The following is a 14,561-nucleotide window of genomic DNA, read 5'->3' as shown; positions in this document are numbered from 1 at the left end:
AAGCTGCTCTAGTCGGCAGCCTGATCAGGACATTGGATTTTTTGTGTGTTCGTATAGGCAGGACATGAAATCTCCCATCAACTGATAGGCCAAACGGCAGCTGTAAGGTTTTAGCAACTGCGGGAGTTCAGCCAAGAGGGCCCTGCGCTCGATTTTGACCTTGAGATGGCTTGCTAAGTACTCCATTTTGAGGTGGTTTCGATGACCATCATCGGCCATGGTGACGATTGAGAAAAGCGACGTCAGGTAGGTCAGTACCTTGGTATCCATGTTGTCGACCACAGATGTTAGCTGCTGGTCGTTAGTCTCTAAGCTTTCGTTCAGATCAACCCCTGCAGCTGCGAGCGCCATCAAAAAAGCCTTATGCACATAGACCTTGGAGTGGGTCTCGCCAGGGAGACTGAGCACTATCTGCCGGGACGTACGCTTTAAACTGAAGAGTAACACTGCGGCCATCGCTGTTTGGTGTGGAGCTTGGAGTTCTCGGAAATACCTAAGTCTCTCTGGATTCGTCATATTAGGGCAATGCTTATGTCCATAGAGGCGAACGAGGCACTCCGCCTGGCGGACAAGATTCCCAGGTAGATCATGAACCTCAACGCCTAAGGCGCTGGCGACGCCTTCCTTAATATGATCGCGAGTTACGCGAAGGTCTAACCTGCTGATCTCGGGAGGAATGTCAGCCAACAGGCTCTTGTCAAGCTCACATGCCTCTCGCCAGTGGGACGATTCTGCGTCGAGGAAATGATCCTTAATTAATCGGACCCTTGCCATGTCTTTGGATGCTTCGGGAGGGACAGCTTCAAGCATGGCGACAAACGCTTTTCTCGTTATATCTACCGCTTCAGATGCGCCATACTCGGGCGGAACGTGCGGCGGCCAGGACGCAAGCTTGTTTTCTGAATCCCTCCAGCCGTTTTCCCAGTTGTTCTTTACCACGACTTCCCGCTGACGAGCAGCCAAGAAGTTTGCGACGACGTAGGTCATCCCCATTGAGCGTTGCTCAAAGCGTCCGCCCGCTAGCTCAAAGCCATCGTTATTTTCCAACAAAGGTTGCGCAGAACCCTGCGCCGGCGCTGGAATCCCGCTCTTCAACTCTGTGAGGTAGTACAGGAGCATCTTATCCCGCTCTTGCTTATGGTATTTGCTACTTGGCGCCTTCGAACCTAGGACAGCGCTCATCGATGGCTTTGCGAACAAAGCATAGGGACGCCATTTTTTGCTTCGCACAGACATCCGCCTTGCGAGAACCGCAAGCTTGGCCTTTTCGAACAGCATGAGATCATTGCGCGGGGGCGAGTCAGGATCCTCTGGATAATCGGAGCCTAGGATGTCAGTCGAATCGATGCCATAAGCAGCCATCAACTCTTTCAATGGCTGATAACCCTTCTCAGTCACCTCAAATTCTGAGGTGAGGTGCCTGTAGAAGTCATCGGCGTTAAAGCGAGCTTTTTTGTCGAGAGCACTGATCGACACATTCGGTTCGTAGCGAGTATCAGCAGAGCCCTTTTTTTCTGGTTTGCTCATGTCATTAACTCTCATGACCGATGCCTTTTGAGGCGTCAATCGTCAAAACTACACCCTTGTCTCCCATGCGCCCCAGTCCCTTTGCTGCCCGCATGTCGGAAAATACGGGAACCCCATTTTGCATTTTTTCCAGAATCTCAAACTGATCTGCAGCGGCCCGCACGGCCGCAGCTGCAGAGCAGTGCACTGTGTTGAGCAACCTTTCAGCCATTAATCCGATCAAGCCGAGGTCACCGACCTCTTCGCGAAGCTGAGCAAAGTGGTACATCTGGCGGCCGGGTGTTAACACTACATTCTGACCCATGAAAAATCTCCGGTTAGTTTGTCGTGAGGCACACAATACCGCCAAAGCATCTGAAGGAAGAGGATCGAATCTTACAACGCTGCCATGTAATGACCCAGTGAAAACCTGCACATGCTAAAGTCGCTTCAGTAAATGGAGTGAAGCATGACGCAAGAACCTGACATCAAGCGCTGGACAGCCAAACGCAAAGCGGAGCTGATCAAGCAAATCTACCGAGGGCAAACCACCGTTCCGTAGGCTGCCCGTCACTACGATCTCACCCAGCAAGAGATCGAGAAGTGGATGGATGATGCAGAAGCCGGCATGGAGAATGCTCTGAAGGCCAATCCCAAGGACATTGCCGAGCAATACGAGTCGCAACTGCGTGACCTCAAGGAAGCCTATGGAGAGGCCATGCTGGAGCTCAAGTTCCGAAAAAAGTTACAGCGCCATCTCGAATCGACCGACGATTGATCGAGCGGGTTGTGACCGAGATGGCGGCCAATGGCGATGCGGTGACGGTAGTCCAGGCTTGTCGCTGGTCCGGTATTTCCCGGCGCAGCTATTACTATCGGCCCACCAAAGCCAAACCCAGGATCAACGAGCATCTGGCTGAACGGAATGGTCGAGCGGCTGATCCGAACGGTAAAAGAGCAGTGCCTCTGGCTGCATAACTTCCAGTCACTGGATGAAGCCAGGACAACGCTGAGAGCGTGGTTCAAGTACTACAACGAACAACGCCCTCATCAAGCGCTGGGAATGAAAACACCCAGCGTGGTTTATCAACAATTAGCGGCTTAGGTGTGCAAAATCCGCTGGGTCATTACAGCGTAGCTTTCCATAGAAGCTCCTCGAAAGCCCCCTGCCCTATGACTCACCGAGCTGAACCACCAAGCCGGCGCAGCCCCATATAGCCCAACCATTTTGCGCTACAATGCCCGGATAAACCCGAATCGAGCACCCTATGAAAGTCTGTGGCATTGAAATCAACAGTAACGATGTGAATCTCTGTCTGCTGTCGCTGAGCGACGACATTTTCGAGTTGCCTGACTGCCGCTCCCGGCGGCTGACGCTGAAAGATGTTCACAGCACCGCTGAGCTGCGCTACTTCCAGCAGACCTTTGCCAAGCTGATGCAGGATTACCCTGTGGACAAGGTGGTTATTCGCCAGCGGCCGATGAAGGGCAAGTTTGCCGGTGGTGCGGTGGGTTTCAAGCTGGAAGCGGCGATTGAACTGATCAGCGATCTTGATGTGGTCATTCTGTCGACAACCGAGATCAAGGACTTATTGAAACGCAATCCGATTCAGATTGAGTTCGCGGATACTGGCCTCAAGGCCTATCAGGAGACGGCCTTCACCACCGCCTATGCGTTTCTGATGAAAGACAAATACGCCGCATAAGAAGCCACGTAACCCCCACAAAAAACCGGGCACTAGGCCCGGTTTTTCGTTTCACACGCACTGGTTCAGAAGCAATCCAAGTGAACAGTACCTTCCCCTCACTCCACCCGCTCAAACTTCAAATCCCACACCCCATGCCCCAGCCGCTCGCCACGCTTCTCGAAATTGGTGATCGGGCGTTCTTCCGGGCGAGGGACCCAGGTGCCGTCGGGGGACTGGTTGCGGTAGCCGGGGGCGGCGTTCATGATTTCCAGCATGTGCTCGGCGTAGGGTTGCCAGTCGGTGGCCATGTGGAAGATGCCGCCGACCTTGAGTTTCTGCCGGACTTTTTCGGCAAAGGCCAGTTGGACGATGCGGCGCTTGTGGTGCTTTTTCTTGTGCCAGGGGTCGGGGAAGAACAGCATCAGGCGGTCGAGGCTGGCATCGGGGATGGCCTTGTCGAGCACTTCGATGGCGTCGCAGTCATAGACCCGCAGGTTGGTCAGGCCGGCCTTGAGCGCGCCATTGAGCAGCGAGCCGACGCCGGGGCGGTGCACTTCGATGCCGATAAAGTCCTGCTCGGGGGCCTTTTCCGCCATTTCCAGCAGCGACTGGCCCATGCCGAAGCCGATTTCCAGGCTGCGCGGGGCGCTGCGGCCAAAGACCTGATCCAGATCCAGCAGCCCTTGCTCCAGGTTCAGGCCAAACTGCGGCCAGCCCTGCTCTACACCACGTTGCTGGGCTTCGGTCATGCGCCCGGCGCGCATGACGAAGCTCTTGATGGTGCGGCGGTGTTCAGGGGCGACGGAGCTATCGCTTTCAGGCTTGTCGGTCATCGGTAGGCCTCGAAAAAATAAAAGTTCGTAGAATGTGTTTACGGTCTAGCGAGCTAGAGCCATACAAGGCAAAAACAGGCGAGGAAGCGGAGTTTACGAGTTGTAAATGAGCATTCCGAGCCTGTTTTTAACGCAGTAGGGCCGACGCGCAGCAGTCCGTAGACGCATTCTCAGAAAAAAGTGCCATCCAGCGGCGAAGAGGCGCTGGCGTAGAGTTTGCGCGGCATGCGTCCGGCCAGGTAGGCGGCGCGCCCGGCGATGATGGCGTGCTTCATGGCTTCGGCCATCAGCACAGGCTGTTTGGCGTGGGCGATGGCGGTGTTCATCAGTACGGCGGCGCAGCCCAGCTCCATCGCTACGGTGGCGTCGGAGGCGGTGCCGACCCCGGCATCGACCAGCACCGGCACGGTGGCTTCTTCGAGGATGATGCGCAGGTTCCAGGGGTTGCAGATGCCCATGCCGGAGCCGATCAGGCCGGCCAGCGGCATGACGGCGACGCAGCCCATGGCGGCCAGTTCGCGGGCGATGATCGGGTCGTCGCTGGTGTAGACCATGACGTCGAAGCCGTCTTTGACCAGCACTTCGGCGGCCTTGAGGGTTTCTACCACGTTGGGGAACAGGGTTTTCTGGTCGGCCAGTACTTCCAGCTTGACCAGCTTGTGGCCGTCGAGCAGTTCGCGTGCCAGTTTGCAGGTGCGCACGGCATCTTCGGCGGTGTAGCAGCCGGCGGTGTTGGGCAGAATGGTGTAGCGATCCGGCGGGATCACGTCGAGCAGGTTGGGCTCGCCAGGGTTCTGACCGATGTTGGTGCGGCGGATGGCGACGGTGACGATCTCGGCGCCGGAGGCTTCGATGGCCTGGCGGGTTTCTTCCAGGTCCTTGTATTTGCCGGTGCCCACCAGCAGCCGTGAGTTGTAACGTACGCCGGCGATTTCAAAGGCATCCTGAGTGAGGTCGGTCATGGGGCTCTCCGGGTTGGGGCGGGCTGGAAACGGTTAGGGGCGGCGCGGGTGCAGATCAGCCGCCACCGATGGCATGGACGATTTCCACCCGGTCGCCATCGCTCAGGCGGATGTCGCCGTGCTGGCTGCGCGGCACGATCTCCAGGTTGTGTTCGACGGCCAGACGCTTGCCGGTCAGGCCCAAATGCTCGACCAGCTCGGCCAGCGTCAGCGGCTGGTTAAGCTCATAGGCTTCGCCATTGAGTTGGATATGCATGGACTACTCGGTGGAGGTTTGCGCAAAGCGGCTATGATAGCGCGAAACGGTGCCCTCTTACAGCGCCCGCCAGGCGCCTATGCCCAACAGCAGCCAGGCCAGCAGGAAGCACACGCCACCGAACGGGGTAATGATCCCGAGCTTGCCCAGCCCGCTCAGCGCCAGCACATAGAGGCTGCCGGAAAACAGCACAATACCGGCCACAAACAACCCACCGGCGACCTTGAACAGCCCCGAGTCAGGAAAGCGCAACAGCAGCAAGGCGACGCCGATCAGCGCCGCCGTATGCCAGAGCTGGTACTGCACGCCGGTCTGAAAGGCGGCCAGCAGGTTGTCCGGCAGCCGGCTGCGTAACCCGTGGGCGGCAAAGGCGCCGAGCGCCACGCCAGTAAATCCGCTGAGCGAGGCCAGCAGCAACAAGAGTTTGGCCATGCAATTCCCCCGATCTATACTGGCCGGACCTTCAGAAACGCTGTCAGTCCGGCCTGCCATGTTAAAGACCATACTACGCAAAACCGCCAAGTGGCTGCTGATCCTGCTGCTGATCAGCCTGCTGCCGGTGATTGTACTGCGCTGGGCGCCGGCACCCGGTTCGATGCTGATGTTTGAGCGCTGGCTGCAGGCCCGCGGCGGTGAAAACGCTCTGGTGATTCAACACCAGTGGCTGAGGTATGACCATATCCCGGACAGTATGAAAATGGCGGTGATCGCCGCTGAAGACCAGCATTTCGCCAATCATGGCGGTTTTGATCTGGCCGCTATCCGCGCGGCGCTGGAGCACAACCGTCGGGGCGGCAACCTGCGCGGCGCCAGTACCATCAGCCAACAGGTGGCCAAGAATCTGTTTCTCTGGTCTGGCCGCAGTTGGCCGCGCAAGGGGCTGGAGGCCTGGTACACCTTCTGGATCGAACTGCTGTGGCCCAAGCAGCGGATTTTGGAGATGTACCTGAACATCGTCGAGTGGGATGACGGTGTGTTCGGCGTCGAGGCGGCGGCCCGCCATCACTTCGGCATCGGTGGCAGTTACCTGTCACAGCGCCAGAGTGCGCTGCTGGCGGCGGTACTGCCCAATCCCCGGCAATGGAGTGCGGCCAACCCGCCGGCCCATGTCCAGAACCGGGCCAACTGGATTCAACGCCAGACCCGGCAACTGGGTGGCCGCCACTATCTCGATCAGGTGGAGGCCAGGCGTGGCGCGCCGCAGTGGCTCAGTTTTACTTATTGGCGTGAAAGGTTGAGTGGGGCTTGAGTTACAACCCGCCCTGCAGGCCATACATAACCGAGTGGGCCTGCTCGCCGGTCACGGCGATCACCACCCCAGCCTTGGGATAGACCCAGGCTTCACCTTCGGCTACTTCCAGACGCATATCCGGGTTACCGAAGGTGGCCTGAATCTGCTCTACATCTACGGCCTCGGCCGGGATCAGACTGAGCCGGCTGATCGCTTGTGCTGCCAGCGCTTCACCAACCGCTGGTGACAACGGCTGGTCGTGCTGGCCGGGTTGCCAGGCCTGGGCCTGAACCAGACTGTCCATCTGCTCGGCGTTCAGCTCGACTACCGCCTGCACGCGCCAGGCCTGCCCATCGCTCTGCAGGCCATAACGGCTGACCAGCAGCGGCTGGTCATCGGCACTGATCAGCCACAGCCGACCCTCGCCCAGGGTGCGCTCAAGCGTGCCCAGTTCCAGCTGGCGCTCCTTGAGCGGCACCCATAGCGCGTCGTTATAGCGTTCTTGCCAGGCCAGCGGCTCTGCGGTGTCTTCACCGCCCATCCAGTAGCCCAGAGCAAAAAAGCTCAGCACTACCGCACTCAGGATCGTGGCAATACGCACACGCATTCGGGTATCCATTCAGTTTTGTCCCCCTTGGACAGCAAAAGGGCATCCCGTGGGATGCCCTGTAGTAAAGCGCTCGAAGCCGGACGCGTCAGGCCGCGACCTCGGCCTCCAGATTTTTCTTCAGCTTGTTCATGGCGTTCTTTTCCAGTTGGCGGATGCGTTCCGCCGAGACCTGGTACTTGGCTGCCAGCTCATGCAGGGTGGCCTTTTCTTCGGCCAGCCAGCGCTGATAGAGAATGTCGCGGCTGCGCTCGTCGAGACTGGCCAGGCCTTGCTGCAGATGGCCGACCGAGTTGTCCGACCAGTCGGCTGACTCCAGCAGGGTGGCCGGGTCGTAGCGCTTGTCTTCCAGATAGTGAACCGGCGCGTAGGTGGCGTCGTCGTCATCGTCGGCGCCAGCGTCAAAGCCCAGATCCTGGCCGTACAGACGGCTTTCCATCTCGCGCACTTCGTGGGCGGCCACGCCGAGGTCTTCGGCTACGGCGTTGACTTCATCGTGGTTGAGCCAGGCCAGCTTTTTCTTGGCGCTGCGCAGGTTGAAGAACAGTTTGCGCTGGGCCTTGGTGGTGGCAACCTTGACGATGCGCCAGTTGCGCAGGATGAACTCGTGAATCTCGGCGCGAATCCAGTGCACGGCGAAGGACACCAGACGTACGCCCATTTCCGGGTTGAAGCGCTTGACCGCCTTCATCAGGCCGACATTGCCTTCCTGAACCAGATCGGCCTGGGCCAGACCATAGCCGGAATAGCTGCGGGCAATGTGCACAACGAAACGCAGGTGCGACATGACCAGTTGGCGCGCGGCGTCCAGATCCTCGTGGTAGAACAAACGATCCGCAAGCTCGCGCTCTTCCTCGGCACTGAGTACCGGGATGCTGCTCACGGTCTGGACATAAGCCTCCAGGTTCGCGCCGGGAACCAGGTTATGTACGGGCTGCAAAGCAGTGCTCATGTTTGAACTCCCCATGTAAAGACGGTGCAGTGTATCACTGCCCAATCGGACTGTGAAACCGGGGTAAAAGTTCCGAAACATAAGGGCCGCAGGCTACTGCGGCTCGATGTCCCGGATGTGTCGTCCAACCGCCAGCCAGGCGCCGGCCAGACCCAGCAGCATGGCCCCGGCCAGCAGGGTCAGACCGTCGGCCAGCGGCATGCCGGACAGGGCAAAGTCGCTGTAGTACAGGGCTGCGACCTGACGCACGCTGGCATTCAGCCAGGCCAGGCCCAGGCTCAACAGGCCCCAGGCCAGCAGCCCGGCAATCAGCCCGTAGAGCACGCCGATATACAGAAACGGCCGGCGCACGAAGGCATCGGTGCCGCCGACCAGCTTGACCACCAGAATCTCTTCACGCCGGCTTTCGATCGCCAGCCGGATGGTGTTGGTCATCACCAGCAGCAGCGCCAAAATCAGCATCAGCGCCAGGGCGCCGGTAAAGCGCTCGAACACCCCGAGGATGGCACTCAGGCGCTCGACCCACTGCAGATCGATCTGCACCAGCTCGACCCCTGTCAGAGCGGCCAGTTGATCGCGCAGTGGCTGCAATGCCGCCGCGCCGCCGTCCAGGCTGCTGGGAGTGACCACGATTACCGCCGGCAAGGGGTTGTAGGCCAGTTGCTGCAGGGCGTCACCCAGCCCGGAATGCTGCTGGAACTCGGCCAGAGCCAGATCCTTGTCCAGCAATTGGGCATCGGCCACGCCGTCCAGCGCCGCCACCTGTGCTGTCAGGGTCTTGGCCTGCTCAGTAGTCACGCTGTCTTCCAGGTAGACCGACAACTGCGCTGAGCGCTGCCAGTCGATCCCCAACCGTTCAATCTGGTCGATCAATACGGTCAGGCCCATCGGCAAGGCCAGCGCGATGGTCATGACCAGCACAGTCATCAGGCTGCTCAAGGGCTGCTGGCGCACACGCTCCAGTGCCTGCCGGGCACTGGCCCGGTGGCTGCCACTCCAACTGCGCAGCGGGTGCCGCCAGTCGCGCCGGGAACGGGCCGCGCCACTGGGCGCCTTGCGCCGGCTTTCCTGGCTGGTGGTTGGTTTGCGACTCATGCGCCCTCCCCGTCCTGCAGCAGGCGGCCCTGATGCAGGGTCAGCATGCGGTGGTCGAGCTTGGCGATCAGCGGCAGGTCGTGACTGGCGATCAGTACGGTCACGCCCACCCGGTTGAAGTCCTCGAACAGCGCCATGATCTCAGCCGACAGCCCCGGGTCAAGGTTACCGGTTGGCTCGTCAGCCAGCAGCAGTGCCGGCTTGTGCACCACCGCCCGGGCGATGCCAACCCGCTGCTGTTCACCGCCAGACAGCGCAATCGGGTAACTGCCTTCCTTGCTCAGCAGCCCGACCTTGTCCAGCGCCGCGCGCACCCGGCGGCCAATCTCGTCGGCCGGGGTACCATTGATGATCAGCGGCAGGGCGACGTTGTCGAACACCGTGCGGTCGAACAGCAACTGGTGGTTCTGGAACACCACACCAACCTGGCGACGCAGGTAGGGAATATCGGCACTGCCCAGATCACGCAGGTTTTGCCCGCCAACATGCACATGGCCGCTACTGGGGCGCTCCATGCACATGATCAGCTTGAGCAGGGTGCTCTTGCCGGCGCCGGAGTGGCCGGTAATGAAGACCATTTCCCCAGCGCGGATATGAAAGCTGAGGTTGTCCAGCCCCTGATGACCGTTGGGGTAACGTTTGCTGACCTGCTCGAAGCGGATCATCGATCAGTCGCGTCCAAACAGGGCCTTGACGAACTCCGGCGCGGTAAAGGGCCGTAGGTCGTCGATCTGTTCACCCACGCCGATATAGCGGATCGGCAGGCCGAACTGCTTGGCCAGGGCAAAGATCACCCCGCCCTTGGCGGTGCCGTCAAGCTTGGTCAGCACCAGACCGGTCAAATCGACCGCTTCATTGAACAGCTTGGTCTGGCTGATGGCGTTCTGGCCGGTGCCGGCATCGAGCACCAGCAGCACCTCGTGCGGGGCCTCGGCATCCAGCTTGGCCATCACCCGCTTAACCTTCTTCAGCTCATCCATGAGGTTGTCCTTGTTGTGCAGCCGGCCGGCGGTGTCGGCAATCAGTACGTCCATGCCACGGGCCTTGGCGGCCTGCAGGCCGTCGAATACCACCGACGCCGAGTCAGCCCCGGTATGCTGGGCCACGACCGGAATCTGGTTGCGCTCGCCCCAGACCTGCAACTGCTCGACGGCAGCGGCGCGGAAGGTGTCACCAGCGGCCAGCATCACCTGCTTGCCTTCACCCTGGAGCCGTTTGGCCAGCTTGCCGATGGTGGTGGTTTTGCCGACCCCGTTCACCCCGACCACCAGAATCACGTAGGGCTGCTTGGCGGTGTCGACTTCCAGCGGTTTGGCGACATGCGCCAGCAGGCTTTCCAGTTCGTCCTGCAGGGCGCGATACAGGGCCTTGCGGTCCGACAGCTCGCGGCGCCGTACCCGACCCTGGAGCGACTCCATGATCAGGGTGGTGGCTTCGATACCCACGTCGGCCATCAGCAGGCGGGTTTCCATTTCTTCGAGCAGGTCGTCGTCGATTTCCTTCTCGCCCAGAAACAGGTTGGCCATGCCTTCGCCAAGATTGACGCTGGTCTTGGCCAGCCCCGCCTTCATCCGGGCGAAGAAGCCCTTGGGTTCAGGCTCGGGGCTTGGGGCTTCACTGGCGGCGGGCGGCTCGCCCTGCCCCAGGCCGGAAAACAGTTCGGCGGCTACCTGGCGGGCCTTTTCATCGGCCGAGGCCGGTGCAGCAGGCTCGGCGGGTTCGACAGGCGCGGCTTCATCGGGTCGGGCGTCGTCCTTGCCGCGCATCCAGCCGAACAGGCCTTTCTTGGGTTTGTCCTGCTCGTCGCGCTTGGGGTGTTCGGGCTTGTCTTTGGAACCAAACATGAATGATCACTATCTGAGTCAGGCAGCGGATAAACCGCTACATAAGGGCGTAATGAAAGAATCGGGTTATCCTACCCCAGTTCCGCCTACGGCGGTATGACCCTAGTCTGAACGGGAATGATCATGCTTCGACAAAGTATTGCCTTGACGCTGGTCCTGGTGTTTAGCCTGGGCGCCTGGGCGCAGGATAGCCAGCCACGTCAGCCGACCCATGAATTCACCCTCGACAACGGCCTGAAGGTCATTGTTCGCGAAGATCATCGCGCTCCGGTGGTGGTCTCCCAGCTCTGGTACCGGGTTGGCAGCAGCCATGAGCCGCCGGGCCTGACCGGTATTTCCCATGCACTGGAACACATGATGTTCAAGGGCACCGACAATCTGGCACCGGGCCAGGCCTCGCGCCTGCTGAGCAGCCTAGGCGCCCAGGAAAACGCCTTTACCAGCCGCGACTACACCGGCTACTACCAGATCCTCAGCCGCGATCAGTTGGCGATTGCCCTGGAGATGGAAGCCGAACGCATGCACCGCCTGAGCCTGCCCGAGGACGAGTTCGAGCGTGAGATGGAGGTGATCAAGGAAGAGCGCCGGCTGCGGGTCGATGACAACCCCAACGGCCTGGCCTTTGAACGCTTTCTGCGTCAGGCCTACATGGCCAGCCCCTATGGTCAGCCGGTGATCGGCTGGATGCACGATATCGAGCGGCTGACCGTCGATGATCTGCGCGCCTGGTACCAGACCCACTACCAGCCCGGCAACGCCATTCTGGTGATCGTCGGTGATGTGCGTCTGGCCGAGATCCGGGCCCTGGTTCAGCAGCACTTCGGGCCGATTCCGGCCGGCCCGGTACCGCCGCAGAAGCTGCCGCTGGAGCTGCCTGGCGGTGCTGAGCGCCAGCTCACCCTGAACCTCAACGTGCAACTGCCCAGCCTGTTGATGGGTTTCAACGTGCCGAGCCTGAATACCACCGAGCAGCCCTGGGAAATCTACGCCCTGCGGCTGCTGCGCGGGGTACTCGACGGCGGTTACAGCGCCCGGCTGGCCAGCCGCCTGGAGCGCGGCGAGGCCATCGCCACCTCAGCCTCGGCCAGCTACGACGGGTTCAGCCGCGGCGACAGCCTGTTTTTGCTCAGCGGCATTCCCAATCAGTCCCGCGGCGTCGATCTGGAGCAACTGGAACAGCGCCTGTGGCAGGAAATCGAAGCGCTCAAGCTGGAACCACCGAGCACCGAAGAGCTGAACCGGGTCAAGGCCCAGACCATCGCTGGTCTGGTCTACGGTCAGGACAGCATCAGCCAGCAGGCCAGCCAGATCGGCCAGTTAGAAAGCGTTGGCCTGTCCTGGCGGCTGGTCGATGAAGATATCGCCGCCCTTGAAGCGGTCAGCCCCGAGCAGATCAGTGCGGTGGCGCGCCGCTATCTGGTCCGCGAGCGCCTGACCCGCGCCCATGTGCTGCCGAACAACCCCGAGGAGGTGCGCTGATGGCCCGGTTCCAATCCCCCCTGCGCTGGCTGGTAACCCTGGCGGCCCTGCTGCTGGTATTGGCGCTGGCCCTGCGCCCCAGCCTGGAACGCAGCATCAGCGAACCCGAAGCGCCGGCCCAGCCCAGTACCCCCGAACTGACCGAGGCGCCCAGCAGCATTGACGAGGAGCCCCTGCCCAAGCTGCGTTCGCTGGCCGAGGTCGATCTGGATCAGGCTCCGGCCCGCCGCCAGCTTGACCTGCAGCACTGGACCACCGTTCAGGGCGCACGGGTCTATTTCATGCGGGCTGACGAGCTGCCTATGCTCGATGTGCGCCTGACCTTCGCCGCCGGCGCCAGCCGCGATGAGCATCTGCCCGGACTGGCGACCCTGACCAACGCCATGCTTAACGAGGGCACTGGCGAGCGGGACGCCGGCAGCATCGCCGCCGGTTTCGAGCAACTGGGTGCCGAATTCGAGAACAGCGCCCATCGCGACATGGCGATTGCCGGCCTGCGCAGCCTGACTGCCGAAGACAAGCTGACCCCGGCGCTGGAACTGTTCACTGCCGTGGTGGCCCGCCCGAGCTTTCCGGAAGAGGCGTTGGAGCGGCTGCGCGACCAGATGCTGGCCGGCCTGCGCTTCCGCTTGCAGCGTCCCTCGGCCCTGGCCAGCGAGGCCTTCTGGACCGACCTCTACCCGGCTCACCCCTACGGCACTCTGCCCCAGGGCCAGGCCGAGAGTCTGGTGCAGATCGACCGCGAGCAATTGCGTGAATTTCACCAGCGCTACTACAGCGCCGGCAATGCGGTGATTGCCCTGGTGGGTGCCATCGACCGCGAGCAGGCCGAACGCATCGCCCGACGGATTGCCGAGGCCCTGCCCCAGGGCCGCGCCGCCAGCCCGATCGCCGATCCGTTCCCGATCGAGCCCGGCCACCGGCATATCGACTTCGACTCCCAGCAGACCCACATCCTGCTCGGCCAGCACGGCATCAGCCGCAACGACCCGGACTATGCCGCGCTCTACGTCGGCAACCAGATCCTCGGTGGCTCGGGCTTCGGCTCACGGCTGATGGAGCAGATCCGCGAAACCCGCGGGCTGTCCTACTCGGTCAGCAGCAGCCTGGTGCCGATGCAGGCCAAGGGGCCGTTCATGATCAGCATGCAGACCCGCGCCGATCAGGTCGAACTGGCGCTGGAAGTGATCCATGACAGCCTTGATCAGTTCATCGAAATCGGCCCGAGCGAAGCCGAGCTGCAACGCACCAAGCGCCAGATCATGGGCGAGTTCGCCCTGTCCACGGCCAGCAATGCCGCGATTGTCGGGCAGTTGGGCATGCTCGGTTTCTACGACCTGCCGCTCAATCACCTGCAACTGTTTCTTGAGCGGGTTCAGGCCTTGAGCGTGGAAGACGTGCGCGCCGCCTTCGCCCGTCATTTCGACCCGGAAAACCGGCTGGTGGTGACTGTCGGCCCGACCCACAACGAAGCTCATACCGAAACCCAGACCGAAACCGCCGAGCAGGAGCCCGATGCATGAGCAAGAGCAAGGCCAAAGCCGGCAGTCAGCAGCTGCGGATCATCGCTGGCCAGTGGCGTAGCCGGCGTTTCGGCTTCAGCGAACAACCCGGCCTGCGCCCGACCCCTGACCGGGTTCGCGAAACCCTGTTCAACTGGCTCAGCGGCTATACCGAAGGGGCCCGTTGCCTGGACCTGTTCACCGGCAGCGGTGCCCTGACTCTGGAAGCCCTGTCACGCGGGGCGGCGCGGGCGCTGGCCTGCGATCAGAGCCATGAGGTGGTCACTACCCTGCGCGGCCACTTGGCCAGCCTCGACTGTACCCGCGGTGAAGTGCGTCAGCAGGATGCTCTGGCGCTGCTCGGCCAGAATGCCAGCGAAACCTTCGACCTGGTGTTTCTCGATCCGCCGTTTCATCAGAACCTGCTGCCCGCAACCTGTCAGGCGCTGGAAGCCAATGGCTGGCTGAGCAAACGGGCCTGGATCTATATCGAAAGCGAAGCCCCGCCGAGTCAGCTCGAGCTGCCCACCTCCTGGCAGCTGCACCGGGAAAAGCGCGCCGGCCAGGTCTACTACAGTCTCTGGCAACGCCAGGCGTGACCGGGTC

At 61.2% G+C, this 14,561-nt stretch carries 19 protein-coding genes; 8 read left to right on the top strand and 11 right to left on the bottom strand.

Features of this window, described 5'->3' with window-relative positions; all coding sequences use genetic code 11:
• Positions 1-24 precede the first annotated feature (24 nt).
• Entirely contained in the window at positions 25-1,527 is a 1,503-nt protein-coding gene (locus BVH74_RS05735) for a hypothetical protein (RefSeq protein WP_080049135.1), read from the bottom strand.
• A gap of 4 nt (positions 1,528-1,531) precedes the next feature.
• On the bottom strand, positions 1,532-1,831 hold the full coding sequence (locus BVH74_RS05730) for a hypothetical protein (RefSeq protein ID WP_080049134.1): 300 nt from the start codon (positions 1,829-1,831) through the stop codon (positions 1,532-1,534).
• A 282-nt stretch (positions 1,832-2,113) separates the two neighbouring features.
• Between BVH74_RS05730 and BVH74_RS18915 the strand changes: the two genes are divergently transcribed.
• The 4 genes from BVH74_RS18915 to BVH74_RS05715 all read left to right on the top strand — a co-directional run bounded on the left by BVH74_RS18915 (position 2,114) and on the right by BVH74_RS05715 (position 3,212).
• Complete coding sequence (locus tag BVH74_RS18915; protein ID WP_218189167.1) at positions 2,114-2,284, top strand: hypothetical protein; 171 nt, start codon at positions 2,114-2,116, stop codon at positions 2,282-2,284.
• A gap of 11 nt (positions 2,285-2,295) precedes the next feature.
• A complete protein-coding gene (locus BVH74_RS18865; protein WP_177344492.1) occupies positions 2,296-2,484 on the top strand; it encodes a hypothetical protein in 189 nt (62 codons plus the stop codon).
• Positions 2,432-2,611, top strand: a complete 180-nt coding sequence (locus BVH74_RS19100) for an integrase core domain-containing protein (protein ID WP_080049133.1) — start codon at positions 2,432-2,434, stop codon at positions 2,609-2,611. Before BVH74_RS18865 ends, BVH74_RS19100 begins: the two co-directional genes overlap by 53 nt.
• Before the next feature lie 163 nt (positions 2,612-2,774).
• Positions 2,775-3,212, top strand: a complete 438-nt coding sequence (locus BVH74_RS05715; RefSeq protein ID WP_080049132.1) for a DUF3010 family protein — start codon at positions 2,775-2,777, stop codon at positions 3,210-3,212.
• A 98-nt stretch (positions 3,213-3,310) separates the two neighbouring features.
• Here BVH74_RS05715 and trmB read toward each other — a convergent pair whose 3' ends face one another.
• The 4 genes from trmB to BVH74_RS05695 all read right to left on the bottom strand — a co-directional run bounded on the left by trmB (position 3,311) and on the right by BVH74_RS05695 (position 5,677).
• On the bottom strand, positions 3,311-4,027 hold the full coding sequence (trmB, locus tag BVH74_RS05710; RefSeq protein WP_080049131.1) for a tRNA (guanosine(46)-N7)-methyltransferase TrmB: 717 nt from the start codon (positions 4,025-4,027) through the stop codon (positions 3,311-3,313).
• A gap of 170 nt (positions 4,028-4,197) precedes the next feature.
• Entirely contained in the window at positions 4,198-4,989 is a 792-nt protein-coding gene (locus tag BVH74_RS05705; RefSeq protein ID WP_080049130.1) for a thiazole synthase, read from the bottom strand.
• Between the two features lie 55 nt (positions 4,990-5,044).
• Positions 5,045-5,245 carry a sulfur carrier protein ThiS gene (gene thiS / locus BVH74_RS05700; RefSeq protein WP_080049129.1) on the bottom strand — a complete coding sequence of 67 codons (201 nt, stop codon included), beginning with the start codon at positions 5,243-5,245 and terminating at the stop codon, positions 5,045-5,047.
• 57 nt (positions 5,246-5,302) lie between these two features.
• Positions 5,303-5,677 carry a DUF423 domain-containing protein gene (locus BVH74_RS05695; protein ID WP_080049128.1) on the bottom strand — a complete coding sequence of 125 codons (375 nt, stop codon included), beginning with the start codon at positions 5,675-5,677 and terminating at the stop codon, positions 5,303-5,305.
• A 58-nt stretch (positions 5,678-5,735) separates the two neighbouring features.
• On the opposite strand from BVH74_RS05695, the gene mtgA reads away from it, so the two are divergent.
• Positions 5,736-6,494, top strand: coding sequence for a monofunctional biosynthetic peptidoglycan transglycosylase (mtgA, locus tag BVH74_RS05690; RefSeq protein WP_080049127.1), 759 nt, complete (start codon positions 5,736-5,738; stop codon positions 6,492-6,494).
• A gap of 1 nt (position 6,495) precedes the next feature.
• Here mtgA and BVH74_RS05685 read toward each other — a convergent pair whose 3' ends face one another.
• From BVH74_RS05685 to ftsY, 5 genes are all read right to left on the bottom strand, one after another.
• Positions 6,496-7,083, bottom strand: coding sequence for a hypothetical protein (locus BVH74_RS05685; protein WP_080049126.1), 588 nt, complete (start codon positions 7,081-7,083; stop codon positions 6,496-6,498).
• Positions 7,084-7,171: 88 nt separating this feature from the next.
• Positions 7,172-8,035, bottom strand: coding sequence for an RNA polymerase sigma factor RpoH (gene rpoH, locus BVH74_RS05680; protein ID WP_080049125.1), 864 nt, complete (start codon positions 8,033-8,035; stop codon positions 7,172-7,174).
• Between the two features lie 93 nt (positions 8,036-8,128).
• A complete protein-coding gene (gene ftsX / locus BVH74_RS05675; RefSeq protein WP_080049124.1) occupies positions 8,129-9,130 on the bottom strand; it encodes a permease-like cell division protein FtsX in 1,002 nt (333 codons plus the stop codon).
• Positions 9,127-9,795, bottom strand: a complete 669-nt coding sequence (ftsE, locus tag BVH74_RS05670; RefSeq protein ID WP_080049123.1) for a cell division ATP-binding protein FtsE — start codon at positions 9,793-9,795, stop codon at positions 9,127-9,129. The genes ftsX and ftsE overlap by 4 nt, the downstream gene beginning before the upstream one ends.
• Positions 9,796-9,798: 3 nt before the next feature.
• Positions 9,799-10,974: a signal recognition particle-docking protein FtsY gene (ftsY, locus tag BVH74_RS05665; RefSeq protein WP_080049122.1), complete on the bottom strand. Its 1,176-nt coding sequence runs from the start codon at positions 10,972-10,974 to the stop codon at positions 9,799-9,801.
• A 117-nt stretch (positions 10,975-11,091) separates the two neighbouring features.
• Between ftsY and BVH74_RS05660 the strand changes: the two genes are divergently transcribed.
• From BVH74_RS05660 to rsmD, 3 genes are read left to right on the top strand one after another with little or no spacing between them, the layout of a single operon-like run.
• Positions 11,092-12,453, top strand: coding sequence for a M16 family metallopeptidase (locus BVH74_RS05660; RefSeq protein WP_231705573.1), 1,362 nt, complete (start codon positions 11,092-11,094; stop codon positions 12,451-12,453).
• Positions 12,453-13,976 carry a M16 family metallopeptidase gene (locus BVH74_RS05655; protein ID WP_119701262.1) on the top strand — a complete coding sequence of 508 codons (1,524 nt, stop codon included), beginning with the start codon at positions 12,453-12,455 and terminating at the stop codon, positions 13,974-13,976. Before BVH74_RS05660 ends, BVH74_RS05655 begins: the two co-directional genes overlap by 1 nt.
• Positions 13,973-14,554 carry a 16S rRNA (guanine(966)-N(2))-methyltransferase RsmD gene (rsmD, locus tag BVH74_RS05650; RefSeq protein ID WP_080049120.1) on the top strand — a complete coding sequence of 194 codons (582 nt, stop codon included), beginning with the start codon at positions 13,973-13,975 and terminating at the stop codon, positions 14,552-14,554. The genes BVH74_RS05655 and rsmD overlap by 4 nt, the downstream gene beginning before the upstream one ends.
• Positions 14,555-14,561 lie beyond the last annotated feature (7 nt).

The organism is Halopseudomonas phragmitis (assembly GCF_002056295.1).
GTDB classification, from domain to species: Bacteria; Pseudomonadota; Gammaproteobacteria; order Pseudomonadales; family Pseudomonadaceae; genus Halopseudomonas; species Halopseudomonas phragmitis.
The sequence above is the reverse complement of the archived record's forward strand: the minus strand, read 5'-3'. Positions and strand labels throughout refer to the sequence as shown.

Excerpts from the sequence above, each read along its gene's own strand:
- thiS (WP_080049129.1), bottom strand. The coding sequence starts at position 5,245 with ATGCATATCCAACTCAATGGCGAAGCCTATGAGCTTAACCAGCCGCTG.
- ftsE (WP_080049123.1), bottom strand. The coding sequence starts at position 9,795 with ATGATCCGCTTCGAGCAGGTCAGCAAACGTTACCCCAACGGTCATCAG.
- ftsX (WP_080049124.1), bottom strand. The coding sequence starts at position 9,130 with ATGAGTCGCAAACCAACCACCAGCCAGGAAAGCCGGCGCAAGGCGCCC.
- BVH74_RS05735 (WP_080049135.1), bottom strand. The coding sequence starts at position 1,527 with ATGAGCAAACCAGAAAAAAAGGGCTCTGCTGATACTCGCTACGAACCG.
- BVH74_RS05715 (WP_080049132.1), top strand. The coding sequence starts at position 2,775 with ATGAAAGTCTGTGGCATTGAAATCAACAGTAACGATGTGAATCTCTGT.
- BVH74_RS18915 (WP_218189167.1), top strand. The coding sequence starts at position 2,114 with ATGGATGATGCAGAAGCCGGCATGGAGAATGCTCTGAAGGCCAATCCC.
- BVH74_RS05695 (WP_080049128.1), bottom strand. The coding sequence starts at position 5,677 with ATGGCCAAACTCTTGTTGCTGCTGGCCTCGCTCAGCGGATTTACTGGC.
- rpoH (WP_080049125.1), bottom strand. The coding sequence starts at position 8,035 with ATGAGCACTGCTTTGCAGCCCGTACATAACCTGGTTCCCGGCGCGAAC.
- trmB (WP_080049131.1), bottom strand. The coding sequence starts at position 4,027 with ATGACCGACAAGCCTGAAAGCGATAGCTCCGTCGCCCCTGAACACCGC.
- BVH74_RS05685 (WP_080049126.1), bottom strand. The coding sequence starts at position 7,083 with ATGCGTGTGCGTATTGCCACGATCCTGAGTGCGGTAGTGCTGAGCTTT.
- ftsY (WP_080049122.1), bottom strand. The coding sequence starts at position 10,974 with ATGTTTGGTTCCAAAGACAAGCCCGAACACCCCAAGCGCGACGAGCAG.
- BVH74_RS05705 (WP_080049130.1), bottom strand. The coding sequence starts at position 4,989 with ATGACCGACCTCACTCAGGATGCCTTTGAAATCGCCGGCGTACGTTAC.
- BVH74_RS19100 (WP_080049133.1), top strand. The coding sequence starts at position 2,432 with ATGGTCGAGCGGCTGATCCGAACGGTAAAAGAGCAGTGCCTCTGGCTG.
- rsmD (WP_080049120.1), top strand. The coding sequence starts at position 13,973 with ATGAGCAAGAGCAAGGCCAAAGCCGGCAGTCAGCAGCTGCGGATCATC.
- mtgA (WP_080049127.1), top strand. The coding sequence starts at position 5,736 with ATGTTAAAGACCATACTACGCAAAACCGCCAAGTGGCTGCTGATCCTG.
- BVH74_RS05655 (WP_119701262.1), top strand. The coding sequence starts at position 12,453 with ATGGCCCGGTTCCAATCCCCCCTGCGCTGGCTGGTAACCCTGGCGGCC.
- BVH74_RS05730 (WP_080049134.1), bottom strand. The coding sequence starts at position 1,831 with ATGGGTCAGAATGTAGTGTTAACACCCGGCCGCCAGATGTACCACTTT.
- BVH74_RS05660 (WP_231705573.1), top strand. The coding sequence starts at position 11,092 with ATGATCATGCTTCGACAAAGTATTGCCTTGACGCTGGTCCTGGTGTTT.